Raw genomic sequence first — 14,125 nt, forward strand, 5'->3', positions numbered from 1 at the left:
CCGGCTTGCCGTTGTGGTGATGTTACATCCCTACTGGATTCGTAATTTGTCTGGTTCGTCGTTTTTGCTACCAATGTTACGTGCCTGACGGCACTTTTCCGATAGATGTCTAATCGGGTTAGCGATGTAATATTGGTAGAAACTGTGCTAGGTACGATTAATAGCAATGTCGTAGGCATGTAACGACAATATCCAAGTCAAGCGGCAGTTCGCGTTTCAACCCAGTCAATTAGTTTTTCAGCCTCCTGCATTCCAAGTTTTGCCAAATCCGCGCTGCCCGCTCCGTCATAAGCCATATCAAGGTGCAAAACCTGATGAGCGGTAAGGAATGCGTGCAGTATCTTTTTGTCAAGCCCTGAAAGATTCTGTTTATACCAATCCACGTCTTTCCTTCCCTTTGTTTTCTTACCCAAATAACGATCTAATGCAAACAAAACACCGGTGTAAGCAGTATGCCCGGCCATTTTTACATATTTGGCATCCTGATAATAGCCGTCTTCCTTACCCGCTTTCTCCCGCAGGATTTCTTTTGCATTGTCGAGATAGCGTTTCGCTTCACCGACTGAGTCTTGAATGGAGAGTTCTTGTTTTGCCATATTAAGTGTATGTGATTGAGTGAAATGATAAAATTACGAAACAGATGGGAATTCTACCCATTCATCCATTCCTCAATCGCCTCCGCCTCTAACGGAATATGCGCCATCAAATCCACATTACCGTTCTCGGTAATCAGAATATCATTTTCCAACCGAATGCCTAATCCTTCCTCCCGAATGTAAATGCCCGGCTCGCAGGTGAAAACCATGCCGGCTTCGAAGCGGCGGTATTTGTTGCCTACGTCGTGGATATCCAGGCCCAGGAAATGGGAGGTGCCATGCGGGAAGTATTTTTTGTAAGCAGGCCATTCCGGGTCCTGTTTTTCGATGTCTTCTTTCGTGATCAGCCCCAGGCCGATGAGTTCGCTTTCCATAATGCGGCCGATTTCCTGGTGGTATTCGTCCCATATATTGCCTGGGACCAGCAGGACTTTGGCGGCTTTGAAAACCCTGAGTACGGCATCGTACACATCGCGCTGGCGTTTGGTGAAGCGGCCATTCACGGGAATACTGCGGGTGAGGTCGGCGCCGTAGTTGGCGTATTCGGCAGCGACGTCGAGGAGCAGGATATCGCCGTCTTTGCAAACCTGATCGTTCTGAATGTAATGCAACACGCACGCATTCGCGCCGGACGCGATGATGGGTTGGTAGGAGAAACCTTTTGAACGGTTACGGACGAACTCGTGGAGCAGTTCGGCTTCGATTTCGAACTCGTGTACGCCGGGTTTTACAAATTTCAACACCCTCTCAAAACCCTGTTTCGTAATGTCGCAAGCCTTTTGCAGCAATGCGATTTCCTCCGGTTGCTTAACCGCTCGGAGCTGGTGCATTAATGGGGCAAGGCGCAGAAGGGAATGCAGCGGGTAACGTCGTTTAAAATCCTCAACGAACCGCGCGTCGCGCGACTGCACGTACGAGTCGTTACGGGTATGCTCGTTGGTATTCAAATACACATTTTCAGCTTCGAAAACGATGTTCCCGAACACGGTTTCGTATTGATGCGTCCAGTAAATGCTTTGAATGCCGGTGGCTGCGCGGGCTTGTTCCTTGGTCAGTTTTTCGCCTTCCCAAACGGCAATGATTTCATTGGTTTCGCGCAGAAAAAGCACCTCGCGGAACTTCGGATCGGGGTGGTCGGGAAAGATGAGCAGGATGGTTTCCTCCTGGTCGACGCCGGTGAGGTAAAACAGATCGCTGTTTTGTTTGAAACCCATTGTGCCGTCCGCATTAGTGGGCATAATATCGTTGGCATTGAGAATGGCGAGCGATTTTGATTTCAATAAAGTCGTCAAACGGCGTCTGTTTTCAACAAATAGCTTTTGGTCGATAGCGGAATATCGCATGTCTGTATTTTTTCGGATCAGGTAATTTAATTTGTAAATTTACGTTTATCTTGTTCAAAAATTCTAAACATCCGCCGTTGTACGAAATGGCCTAAGGCCGTGCAAATGCAGTTTTGAAAGTGTTATTATACCAAATTGATTAAGAATACCTAACTAATGCCGTTGATGAGAAGACTGCTTTTGCTTGCGTTCGTATGTGTGCCGTTGGTGTTGTCAGCAAGCCCGAAATATTGGATTTTTCTGAAAAACAAAGACCTGACTGCAACCCCCGCAGTGTCGGCCCTGACCTTGGAAAACCGGCAGAAACTAGGCCTGGTACTTTCGGATGAAACCGATTTGCCGGTTAAAAAAGAATATGAAACAGCATTACGTGGGCAGTCTGTCAATATCATCAACCGCTCCAAATGGCTGAATGCGGTTTCGGCCAACCTCACGAGCGAGCAGGCGATGAAAGTCAGGGAACTCGATTTCGTAGCGGATGTAGTCATGATCGATCCTGGTTTCTACATCGCGCGCACGCAGCCGACCGAAAAGGCGCAAATGGCGCCGGTGATGTCGCAAGTACAGGCTAATGCATTTTTGAAAGAAAATATCACGGCGAAAGATGTGACGATCGGGGTGATCGATGCCGGTTTTTACGGCGCGGATTCCTCGCTTTCGCTTTCACAGGTTTTTTCCAATAAAAGAATATTGGGGATACGGGATTATGTCAAACCGGGCCGTCCGGGCGATTTGCTGTTCAGCACCGCCGAGTCATTCTCCGATATGCACGGTACCGAAGTGCTCGCAGCCATTTCAGGCATCGATTACCAGGACCAGGTGCAGTATGGGATGGCTACCAATGCGAAGTTCTACCTCGCCCGCACCGACTATTCCATGCGCGAGTACCGCGGGGAAGAGGATAACTGGATCGCGGCGATGGAATGGATGGACAGCCTCGGCGTGCGTTTGATCAATACTTCTTTGGGTTATGCCAAAGGTTTCTCGGACCCGAAAGAAAACTATCAGCCATCGCAAATGGACGGTAAAACAAGCGCTATCAGCAAGGCGGCACAAATCGCTTCTGATAAAAAAGGCATTATGATTATCGTTTCCGCCGGTAACGAAGGCGACGATAAAAGCTGGGGGATCGTTTCGGCCCCTGCGGATGCGAAGGGCGTGCTTTCGGTAGGCGCTACCAACGGCAAACTCTGGAACCGCATTGGTTACAGCAGCGTCGGGCCGGAGTTTCTGTCCTATGTGAAGCCGAATGTTTCGTGCTTTTCATTGTACGGAACGTCGCTTTCCGCTCCGGTGATTACCGGTTTCGCGGCCTGCCTGCTGCAAGCCAATCCGCAACTTTCGAACAAAGAACTGATCTCGCTGATCGAGAAATCGTCGCATTTGTATCCTTACGGCAATAACTATGTAGGTTACGGGGTGCCGCAGGCTTCCCGCGCGCTCGCACTCGCGAAAGCGCCGTATTTGCCTAACAACTCCAAACTCGTTACCGCCAAAGGCCGCACTTGCGAAGTAGAAGTGACCAGCCAGGATTCAATTGTGGCTATTTATCGTAAAAAAAGCGAGAAGGACGTGATCGCCCAACAGGTAGCGAAAGTGCAAAACGGCAAAGTCTCGCTCAAACGCCAGAATAACGAAAGATTCACGACCATCGACCTTCGGGATTATGTAGTGGAAGTGGAATGGGATTAGCGTGACTTGCGGAGTCTTGCTTCTTCGAGATCCAGCTCGTTTTCTTTGGTCCGGATCAGCTCGTCGGAGCAGACTTTTTCACTTCTTAATTTTACAATTTCCTCTCTTTTGACGGCAATGATTTCCAAAAGCATTGCACGGTATTTGCGCACGTGGCCGATCGACTCCTTGTTTTCGGAGCGCAGCAATTTGTAGTCCGCCATTTCGATAATCTTTTCATACCGCTCCTTTAACAGGCGGAACGGCTCGAAATCCTGTATTTCACCGTCATAATTGGATTTCATATAATCCAGGCTTACCGCCGCAAGCCTTGAATTGATGATGGCGTTCTCTTCTTCCAGATTTTCCCCCTCGTCGTCGATTTTAAGCCATTTGATTAAGTAAGGTAAACTCAAACCGTGAAATACCAGGGTAAAAAGGATCACGACAAATGTGATGAAGAGGAAAAGGTCACGATGGGGGAAAGGTTGCTTGTTGACCAGCAGGGGAATGGATAGCGCCGATGCCAGCGATACTACGCCACGCATTCCCGCCCAACCTACAATGAAGACGGATTGCCAGGTCGGATTCGCTTCTTTTTTGCGCACCGATTTGAACAACCGGGGAAAGTATGTCCCGGGGAAAACCCAAATGATGCGTATCACGATCGTGACAAGGCTGATGATGACCGCGTAGGTGACCAGTTCGGTCACGGTGTAGTCGTTCAGGCCCTTTACTACCGCGGGCAATTGCAACCCGATGAGGATGAAAACGATGCCGTTGAGGAGAAATACGACCGTTTGCCAGACGTAGTTTCCCTGCATCCGGGACTGGTAGCTGAAAAGTTCATGCGCCCGGAAGCTCAGAAACAACCCGCCGCTCACCACTGCAAGCACACCCGAATAATGGAAGTGCTCGGCGGTAATATACATCAGGTAAGGTGAAATGAATGTCAGCGCGGTGTCGACGCTCGGTGTGGTCGGGAAAAAACGGTGCACCACGTACAGAACATGCGCGATGGCGAGCCCGATGACGACGCCCATTGCCGCCACCATAAGGAAATCCGCCCCTGCTTTCCAGAGTACGAAATTCCCGGTTTCGATCGTCGTGAGCGCCACGCGGAAAACGATCAGTGAAGAGGCGTCATTTACAAGACTTTCACCTTCAAGGATCGTGACTACGCGTTTCGGAACTTTAATTCCGTGTAAAACCGACGTAGCCGCCACGGCGTCGGGAGGCGAAATAATACCGCCCAGCACGAAGCCCATGGCCAACGTAAACCCGGGAATCAATGCGTGCGAAATGTAGGCAACTGCCGTGGCCGTGAACACGACCAAACCTACCGACAACAAACCGATAGCCCGCCGGGACGCCCAGAAATCTTTCCAGGACGTGTTCCAGGCAGCCTCATAAAGGAGTGGAGGCAGGAAGATCAGGAACACCAGGTCGGGTTCCAGCTGGAAATGCGGTATGCCGGGAATGAAACTGATCAGCAGGCCCGCTATGACGAGGAAGATAGGGTAGGATATACCTATTTTTTCGCTCAGCATCGTGAGCATGGAAACCACGAAAAGGAGCGAAATGATCAGCAGTAAGTTCTCAAGAATCATAATCAGTGAATCGACCTTCGAAGGTATAAAAGAATATAAATTGTAAAATTAACATATATTAAGTTTTGTGTGTGGTCGAGCACGCAAATGGAAATTTTGGTTTATATTAGCAGAAAATATTGTGGTTTTGCGTTAACTTTAATGCTTCAAGATCCTGGATCACCGGCGTTATCAACAGAAAATTCAATAAAATCAGTCATTCCATCACCTAATCCTTAATTGACAATGAGTACTTCTCGGAGAGATGTTTTGAAAATGGCGGGAGTTGCATTGGCAGGTAGCACATTGCCGACCTTCGCGATTCTGAACCCCAACCGCGCTTTTGCAGGCGTAAATGCCGATACCCTCAAAATAGGTTTGATCGGTTGCGGTGGACGCGGCTCTGGTGCAGCCAACCAGGCCCTCAAAGCCGACCCTAACGTGGTGCTTTGGGCTATGGGTGACATTTTCAAGGACAAAATGGACGCGTCGCTTGAAAACCTTACCAAAGTGCACGGACCGAAAGTGAAAGTGGACGAAGGACGTAAGTTCATTGGTTTCGACGCTTTCAAAAAAGTGCTGGATTCGGGTGTGGATGTAGTACTGCTTGCTACGCCTCCTCATTTCCGTCCCGAGCACCTCACTGCCGCTATCAATGCAGGCAAACACGTATTCTGCGAAAAACCGGTAGCGGTTGACGCTCCCGGTGTACGCAAGGTACTCGACGCGGCGAAGCTGGCAAAACAAAAGAATGTATCCCTGATGTCGGGCTTCTGCTGGCGTTACCACGAGCCGAAACGTGCGAGCTTCGCACGTATCCTCGATGGCGCGGTAGGCGACATTACGGCTATCTATAACACTTACGATACCGGTACGCTATGGTCGTTCCCACGCGTTTCCGGCTGGACAGACGCCGAATATGTATTGCGTAACTGGACGTACTACACCTGGCTCGCCGGCGACCATATCGTGGAGCAGGCGGTACACAGCATCGACATGATGGCGTGGGCCATGGGCGGTAAATTGCCGGTTTCGGTGGTTGGTACAGGCGGTCGCCAGGTTCGTACCGACTCATTGTTCGGTAATATTTTCGACCACTTCTCGGTTGTTTACGATTACGACAATGGCGTGAAAGGCTTCCACCACTCACGTCAGCAGGCTAACTGCGAAAATAGCTACCTCGTACAAACACTCGGTACCAAAGGAAGCGCGATGGTGAACTGTGCACGTAACGTACACGAAATTACCGGTGCCAACCCATGGAAATACGACGGCGTACAAAACGACATGTACCAGACAGAGCACAACGAACTGTTTGCGTCTATCCGTAGCGGTAAGCTGATCAACGACGGTGAATTCATGGCGCACAGCACATTGACCGCCATCATGGGTAGAATGGCTGCCTACACCGGCAAGCGCATCACCTGGAACGAGGCGTTGAACTCTACCGAGAAGCTGGGACCTGATACTTACAGCTTCGACATGAAACCACCGGTTGTAGAGGTGGCGAAACCAGGTATCACTGCATTCTCCTGATACTTTATGCAAAGAAGAGATTTCCTGAAAAACACCGCCATGGCAGCAACTGCCGTGGCGGTGGGCTCTTCTGCTCTTGCAGCAGAAGCAGCTGCACCACGTCCGATGGTGAAAAAGAGCTTGATGTGGGGGATGGTAAAAGAAGATTTATCCGTAATGGATAAATTTAAGTTACTGAAAGATCTGGGTTACGATGGTGTTGAGCTCGATTCTCCCGACAAACTGGATATGAAAGAGGTCCTTGCGGCCAGAGACAAAACTGGTTTGCTGATTCCGGGTACCGTGAATTCAATGCATTGGAAACTGCCATTGTCTGATCCTGATCCGAAGAAGCGGGAAGAATGCGTCAAATCAATTGAAAAAGCATTGTGGGATACCAAAGAATATGGTGGCAGCACCGTACTCGTAGTGCCAGGGGTAGTGAACGCGAATGTAACCTATGGTGAAGCATATGAACGTTCTCAGGCAGAGATCCGTAAGTTACTTCCCATAGCGGAAAAAACGGGCGTCAAAATAGCCATCGAAAACGTTTGGAACCAGTTTCTGCTGAGTCCGCTGGAAGCGGCAAAATTTGTGGATGACTTTAAGAATCCCATGGTTGGCTGGTACCTGGATGTAGGGAATGTACTACGTTACAGCTGGCCGGTTTCCTGGATCGAAGCATTGAACAAACGTATTTTAAAGCTCCATTTGAAAGAATTCAGCTTTAAAAAACAGAATGACCTCGGCCTGTGGAAAGGCTTCGACGTCGAGTTTATGGAAGGCGATTGCAACTGGGCCGAAGTAAACAAGGCGTTGCAGAAGGTCGGCTATTCAGGCTGGGCTTCCGCGGAAGTTTCGGGCGGCGATCGCAAACGTTTATTGACTATCCGTGAGAAGATGGACCTCGTTTTCAACGCATAATTACACTTCTTACAAATTCGAATAGGGCCCGGTTTTCCGGGCTTTTTTTGTGCCCTGTTTGTAGTATAGAAATGTGATTGAAAATTTTCAACTTGCGGTTATATCACCACACTATGCTATGTATTTCGAATTCATTTCCTCCTTGAGTGAAATCCTGCCCGTCGAAGACCAGACCAGGATACTGTTTCAGCAATTGCTTAAAATCGTACAAGTACCGAAAGGGCGGATACTGCTGTCGGACGGCGAAGTGTGCGACAAACTCTGGTATCTGCAATCGGGTCTCGTCCGCGGCTATCATCTCGTCGCCGACGGCCAGGGCAACTTCCGGGACGTCACCGACTGGTTCGCCAGCGAGCGCGATTTCTTCCACGCGGCCGACAGCTTCCTCAGGCAGGCACCCTCGCGCGAATGCGTCGAAACGCTGGAACCCTCCGTACTCATCTACATTTCCAGGGCCGACCTTTACCAACTGTACGCCAACCACCCCGAAGCCTGCTGCATCGGCCGTATCATCGCCGAACGCCTTTTACTCACCCATCAGGACCTGCTCCGCGATATGCGTACGCTTTCCGCCTCCGAGAAGCTGGAATCATTCCGCGCACGCTCGCGCGAGCTCTTCAACCGCGTGCCGCAGAAGTACATTGCATCCTACCTCGGCATCTCCGAAAACTACGTGAGCAAGCTCCGGGCCAGGCGCTGAATTTCCTTCCTTTTTGTAGGTCCGATCCTTCCTTTTCCCAGAATGGGTGTGGTAGGTTCTCAGTTTATTTGTACAAAAAATATAAATAATATGAAGAGAACATGCTACCTACTTGCCTTGGCCCTTTTCGGGCTTGTTATTTCAATGCAAAGTGCTCATTGCCAGGAGCAAAAGAAGCCTCCGGAAGGGATTTTCAATAATCACTCCAGTACGGATTATAAGTGGGATGTTAGTTTGGATGTATTTCGTATGATAGCGGCCAGCCAAGCTCATATGACTCTTAGGTATGCACCTAAAAGGAGGCAAGGAGCTTTCCGCGCGACCATTAATACATTAGGCTGGTTTGCAGACAAAGGCGCTTCAAAAATGAATTCCGATTCGGGTTATTCAGAGACTTTTGACAGTCGCAGTGAAATGCAGAGTTTTTCAACCTCATTCGGCATCGGATATGAATGGAGGAGAAACCTTCGGGTAGGCCAATTCTTTCATGGAGTAGATACGGAAATCGACTGGTACAACAACTATAAAAATACCACTGGAATTCTCCCTTCGTCCAGTCTGGCAGTGGCTGTTGCTCCGTTTTGTGGGTATAAGTATCAAATCTCCAAGCGCTTGTCGGCTTCGCTAGAAAGCAACCTTTACATCCATCATCGCTGGTCCGAGGGCAAAAGTTTGGATGGAGAAGTCACATCAAAAAGCCATCGTTTCGGATTCGCATTGAGTCCCATTAGTAAGCTAAATTTTACTTTTCATTTTTAAATACAACACTATGAAGACTATGAACCTAAGTCTTTGTATCGCATTTGTATTTTGTCAGATTGGATTATCAATAACGGCAAAAGGGCAATCGGTAGCGATCAATTGCGGGCTTCCAAATAACACGTGTTCGTATGCGCTTCCAAATAATACTGAACACACCTATTCCGTTGCAATGACCTCGTTTGCAAAATGTCAAGACGGTAAAGATTGCAAGTTTAAATGGGAGGTTACCAATGGCCTCATTGTTGGAATCCCCCCTGCAACCCCATCCATACTTGAAGCAAACTCAAATATACAAATCAAGGTCTTGTGGAATAACGTTAACGGCAATGGAACAATCAAAGTGACGTCCGACAAGCCAAATGGTGGCATACCTGAATGCTCACAATGCCCTGTCGGCCTAACCCAAACAAAAACCATCCCTATCCGCTACCTGGGTACGCCCGGCAATATCAAAATAAATGGCGTTGCGCAAAGCGGCAGCTATCAAGTCAATTGTGGTACTGCGCCGATCAATGTCTCGGTAGATCCCGTAACGAATGCAACAAACTACGTGTGGACTTATCCGGCAGGATGGTCGATTTCTGGAAGCGGAAATATCGTAACGCTTACGCCTAATGCAGGTTCGGGTGGTGTGATCAAAGTTACGACTTCCAGAAATGATGTGCCTGGTCTGACAACTTCTTCGCAGTTGACTATCACAAGACTAGTTCCTGCCAAACCAGTCATCAATTCACCCGATTTTTTGCTTTGCAACCCTAAAACAATTACCGCAACGGCCAGCAATGCAACAAGTTACAACTGGGTAGCCACTGGCGGTATCGTCGCTAATTCTCCCGGAAATACCAACTCCGCGCAGATAACCGGTGTTTCGGACGGTACTGTGAAAGTTTCGGCCACGTCGTCTGTCTGCGGTGTCACATCGGCATTCAGCAATCCAATCAACGTCAAAAGAAGTGCCCCGCTACCCGCTTCATTACTGGTAACCGCCAACGGCGGCGGCTCGCCGGATTTCATGTGCAACGGCGCTGGTGTGATGCTGAATGCTTACACGGCCGAGCCGGGAACGCAGTTCGGGATATGGACCTGCAGCGATCCGGGGAATACGATTCTGAATTCCAATGGTGGGACAGCCTATTTCAATTCCTACGTCAATAGCTGCTATGGCATAGACATTACCGTTAGCAACTGTTTCGGTTCGGTTCAGAAAGGCATTACGATTTGTGTGGATAACTGTGCGAAAGGAACGCCGATCTATAAGGTATTTCCTAACCCGGCGAAAGATCAGGTGAAAATTCAGTTTGATGGCGTTGCCAGAGAAGCGCTTCCGCAAGTCATTAAACTATTCAGCGAAGTTGCCGGAAAAGAAGTCAGATCGGTTCAAGGAGCAGATCACTATGAAAGTAATTCGTTTGCCCAGGAGAAAACGATCAGCATACCTGTGGCCGATTTGCCAAGAGGTACGTATTATTTAAGACTCATTAGCCGGGATGGCGGTACTGATAATGTGCGCTTGGTCCTGGAATAAACCTGTCGCTTGTCTATACCCTCATTACCCACCGTTCCTCACTTACTCACCTTGTACCGGGCCCTTCCATAATACTTCAAAGTCGATATCTTCAATTGCTTCTCCTTCAATGCGATCAGTTTGTACTCCTTAAATTCCCCCTGCTTGTCCAGAAAGCCTACGATGCAGGATTCCTTCTCGGGGCCTTTGCGGATTTCTACTTTGGGCATGATGCCGAAGTTGGGAATGGTCAGCGTGTCTTCCGCTTCCTGGACCATGTATTCGATCTTCATGAGAAATTTGAAGGTCTGTTTCGTCTCGTAAACATCCACCGCCAGCCGCCAGTCGTTCAGCTCGTCTTTCACCTTTTCGCTGTAACTCGCGACGGGGCTGTTTTCTACTTTTTCGCGGGTAAGCGGGATGGTATCGTTGATGGCTTTGCCTGGCTCCCCGCTGTTTGAGGCTGTGTCTTCGTTGTTGTTTTTGGGTTTGTTGCAGCACAATAGTGCCAAAAGGAGTAAAAAGCTGTAATGCTTCATGGAAAATCGTTAAGGTTTGTTGATAGGTCTACCTGTTTGCAATATACTTTTGTTATTTGCATTAAAAGAAATATTTTACTCAATGCATTATAAACAAATCATTACTAATCCCGCCTTTCGCACCCCGTAACCTGACATGGCTTTAAACTATATTTTCGTTTCCTTTTTCGTCATCGCCTTTCTGATTGCATTCCTGCAATTCATTTTTACGGGTGATGTCCAGACCTTTAAAGCTATTACGGAAGGGATGCTAAAAATGGCCGAGACGGCCGTAATGGACATCGCTTTGCCGTTGACAGGCGTAATGACATTCTTCCTGGGTATTCTCAATGTGGGTGAAAAAGCAGGCATTATCCACGTCATAGCGCGGTTTATAGGGCCGTTTTTCAACAAACTTTTCCCCGAAGTTCCCAAAGACCACCCGGCAAACGGCCAGATGATCATGAACTTCTCCGCGAATTTCCTGGGTCTCGATAATGCGGCCACACCCTTTGGGTTGAAGGCCATGCAAAGCCTGCAAGAACTGAACCCGAGCAAGGATACCGCGTCGAATGCGCAGATTATGTTTCTCGTACTGCATACGTCCGGCTTGCAGATCATACCGCTGTCGATCATCGCACAGCGCGCGATCCTGGGCGCCGAAAGCCCTTCCGACGTGTTTATTCCGTGCGTGGTAGGTACGTACGTGACCACGGTCGTGAGCATGCTCATCACGGCAACCTGGCAGAAGATTAATCTGTTTAACCGGACGGTAATGCTCGGGCTTGGTAGTGTGACGGCGATGATCGCATTGATATTGTGGTACTTATCTGGCTTGCCGAAAGAACAGATCGAAACAATCTCGATCCTGGCCGGTAACTCGGTGCTGCTTTTTGTCGTGGCGGGCTTTCTCGGCTGGGGGATGTTTAAGAAGGTCAATGTATTCGAAGCATTCATCGAAGGTGCCAAAGGCGGGTTCACCACTTCGGTGACGATCATTCCTTATCTGGTGGGCTTGCTGGTAGCTATCAGCGCATTCCGTAGCTGCGGCGCGATGGATTACCTGATTGATGGTTTGAAATGGGTATTTGCCTCGACAGGCATGAATACCGACTTTACCGACGCATTACCGGTAGCGCTCATGAAGCCCCTCAGCGGCAGCGGCGCACGTGCACTGATGATCGACGCTATGAAGCAATTCGGTCCGGATTCCTTCGTGGGAAGGCTTGTCTGTATTTTTCAGGGATCGGCCGATACCACATTATATATTGTCGCGCTTTACTTCGGGTCTGTCGGGATCAAGAACACCAGATACGCTATCGTGGCGGGCCTGATCGCCGATTTGATAGGAGTCGTAGCCGGAATATGGCTCGGTTATCTGTTTTTTCACTGATCCCGGAGTACCCGGGATAAATCGCCCTTTACCACGGAAATGCAACCGTCCGTACCAAATGGATGGTCGCATTTTGAGGTAAGCACTAATATTGATCATCTAACTCTAAACCGCTTATGTTTCATTCTTTACGCTATTCCGCACTGGTTTTGGCATTGTTTGGTGGAATGACAGTGTCTCAGGCGCAGCAAAATGTGAGTCAGCCGGCCAATACCTATTCGCTGGAAGATTGCATCCGGATCGCCCTGGAAACCAACCCGCAGGTCAAGCAATCGGAAATTACGGTGCAAACCAACGGGAACACCTACGAGCAGTCGAAATGGCAGCGGTGGCCGAGTATCAGTTTCAGCGCCAGCCAGGGTTTCCGTTCCGGTCGTAACATCGATCCGTTTACCAACCAGTTCGTTCAGCAGAATGTGAGTTCCAACAACTACCAGCTCGGCGGACAAGTGACCCTTTTCAGCGGTTTTCAAATCAGTAACAATATCAAATTCAATAATGCCAACTACCAGGCGAGCGCCAAAGACCTGGAAGCGACCCGCAACGATATCATGCTCAATGTAGCATTGTCCTATTTGCAGGTAGTGACCAACGAGGAGCTGATCATGGTAGCACAGCGGCAGGTAGATGCCTCGCAATTGCAGGTAGATCGTACGGCTAAACTGGTGGAAGCAGGTACGCTCGCTGAAAGCAATCTTTTCGACCTGAAATCGCAGCTGGCCAACGACGAGCTTTCACTGGTAAATGCCCAGAACAATCTCGAAACAGCCAAGTTGAATTTGAAACAATACATGAATATGCCGGGCAGCGAGGTAATCAATGTGGTGAAAATTGCCGTGAAAGACCCGACAATGCAGGCATATGACGCTTCGATTCAGGAAATCTTCGAGACCGCATTGAACAATCTGCCGCAAATGAAAGCCGCCAATATGCGGATCGAAGCATCGAAAATCAATGTGGATCTGGCGAAAGGGGCCGGAATGCCTACGTTGACTTTGAATGGCGGTGTTTATACGGCCTATTCGAGCGCGGCGCCCAAGCAGCGGTTTGTGGGAGACGGGACAGGGAACACGACGATCGATGTTCCTTCAACGACAGACTACATTATGATAGACAATAAGCAAGTTCCGATCATCCAGCGTGTTACCGCGCCGAACGGCTCTATCCAGAATTTTCGCTATTTCAATCAGCTCGACTTTAACCGCAACTCGGCGATCAACCTGAACCTTTCTATCCCGATCTTCAACAATTTTAGGACGAAATACAATGTCGCGAATGCCAAATTGCAGCAAAAAACTTACGAATACCAGGCCCAGCAGGTGCAATTGACGATCCGCAAGAATGTGGAACAGGCCTATATCGATATGACGAATGCGGCCAAGCGTTACTCCGCAACCGTCAACCAGGTGCGTGCATTGCAGGAAACTTTCCGCGTGGCGCAGGTACGCTTCGACGTGGGCGCGATCAACTCGGTGGAGTACAATATTGCCAAAGCCAACCTCGACAGAGCGAATGGTAATCTCGTTCAGACCAAATACGACTACGTTTTCAGGACTAAAATCCTGGATTTCTATATGAACCGTCCGCTCTCTGATTTCTAGAATTCCCGT

Annotated in this window: 12 protein-coding genes; 8 read left to right on the plus strand and 4 right to left on the minus strand. The window is 49.1% G+C overall.

The genetic code is table 11. The features are described from left to right. Positions 1 to 197 precede the first annotated feature (197 nt). Positions 198 to 596, minus strand: coding sequence for a DUF5618 family protein (locus tag BMW93_RS09120; RefSeq protein WP_090374901.1), 399 nt, complete (start codon positions 594 to 596; stop codon positions 198 to 200). 53 nt (positions 597 to 649) lie between these two features. Then, a complete protein-coding gene (locus BMW93_RS09125) occupies positions 650 to 1,939 on the minus strand; it encodes an aminopeptidase P family protein (protein ID WP_090374902.1) in 1,290 nt (429 codons plus the stop codon). Positions 1,940 to 2,104: 165 nt separating this feature from the next. Here BMW93_RS09125 and BMW93_RS09130 point away from each other — a divergent pair, with 165 nt between their 5' ends. After that, complete coding sequence (locus BMW93_RS09130) at positions 2,105 to 3,631, plus strand: S8 family serine peptidase (RefSeq protein ID WP_090375088.1); 1,527 nt, start codon at positions 2,105 to 2,107, stop codon at positions 3,629 to 3,631. Here BMW93_RS09130 and BMW93_RS09135 read toward each other — a convergent pair. Then, positions 3,628 to 5,220 (minus strand): Na+/H+ antiporter, encoded by a 1,593-nt coding sequence (locus BMW93_RS09135; RefSeq protein WP_090374903.1) that lies wholly within the window; start codon positions 5,218 to 5,220, stop codon positions 3,628 to 3,630. The genes BMW93_RS09130 and BMW93_RS09135 overlap by 4 nt on opposite strands. A 255-nt stretch (positions 5,221 to 5,475) precedes the next feature. On the opposite strand from BMW93_RS09135, the gene BMW93_RS09140 reads away from it, so the two are divergent. The 5 genes from BMW93_RS09140 to BMW93_RS09160 all read left to right on the plus strand — a co-directional run bounded on the left by BMW93_RS09140 (position 5,476) and on the right by BMW93_RS09160 (position 10,625). Then, positions 5,476 to 6,735, plus strand: a complete 1,260-nt coding sequence (locus tag BMW93_RS09140) for a Gfo/Idh/MocA family protein (RefSeq protein WP_090374904.1) — start codon at positions 5,476 to 5,478, stop codon at positions 6,733 to 6,735. A 6-nt stretch (positions 6,736 to 6,741) separates the two neighbouring features. Beyond that, on the plus strand, positions 6,742 to 7,638 hold the full coding sequence (locus BMW93_RS09145; RefSeq protein ID WP_090374905.1) for a sugar phosphate isomerase/epimerase: 897 nt from the start codon (positions 6,742 to 6,744) through the stop codon (positions 7,636 to 7,638). Positions 7,639 to 7,756: 118 nt separating this feature from the next. Beyond that, the gene (locus BMW93_RS09150; protein ID WP_090374906.1) at positions 7,757 to 8,338 is read left to right on the plus strand and encodes a Crp/Fnr family transcriptional regulator; all 582 of its coding nucleotides are present in this window, start codon (positions 7,757 to 7,759) and stop codon (positions 8,336 to 8,338) included. A 90-nt stretch (positions 8,339 to 8,428) separates the two neighbouring features. Then, positions 8,429 to 9,097: a hypothetical protein gene (locus BMW93_RS09155; protein ID WP_090374907.1), complete on the plus strand. Its 669-nt coding sequence runs from the start codon at positions 8,429 to 8,431 to the stop codon at positions 9,095 to 9,097. A 307-nt stretch (positions 9,098 to 9,404) separates the two neighbouring features. Then, entirely contained in the window at positions 9,405 to 10,625 is a 1,221-nt protein-coding gene (locus BMW93_RS09160; RefSeq protein WP_229240300.1) for a T9SS type A sorting domain-containing protein, read from the plus strand. 38 nt (positions 10,626 to 10,663) lie between these two features. Here BMW93_RS09160 and BMW93_RS09165 read toward each other — a convergent pair whose 3' ends face one another. Continuing rightward, a complete protein-coding gene (locus BMW93_RS09165; RefSeq protein ID WP_090374908.1) occupies positions 10,664 to 11,143 on the minus strand; it encodes a hypothetical protein in 480 nt (159 codons plus the stop codon). A gap of 136 nt (positions 11,144 to 11,279) precedes the next feature. On the opposite strand from BMW93_RS09165, the gene BMW93_RS09170 reads away from it, so the two are divergent. Both BMW93_RS09170 and BMW93_RS09175 read left to right on the plus strand, forming a co-directional pair. Then, a complete protein-coding gene (locus BMW93_RS09170) occupies positions 11,280 to 12,515 on the plus strand; it encodes a nucleoside recognition domain-containing protein (protein WP_090374909.1) in 1,236 nt (411 codons plus the stop codon). A 116-nt stretch (positions 12,516 to 12,631) separates the two neighbouring features. Then, positions 12,632 to 14,116 (plus strand): TolC family protein, encoded by a 1,485-nt coding sequence (locus tag BMW93_RS09175; RefSeq protein ID WP_090374910.1) that lies wholly within the window; start codon positions 12,632 to 12,634, stop codon positions 14,114 to 14,116. The last annotated feature ends 9 nt before the right edge of the window (positions 14,117 to 14,125 follow it).

The organism is Dyadobacter sp. SG02, assembly GCF_900109045.1.
Lineage (GTDB): Bacteria > Bacteroidota > Bacteroidia > Cytophagales > Spirosomataceae > Dyadobacter.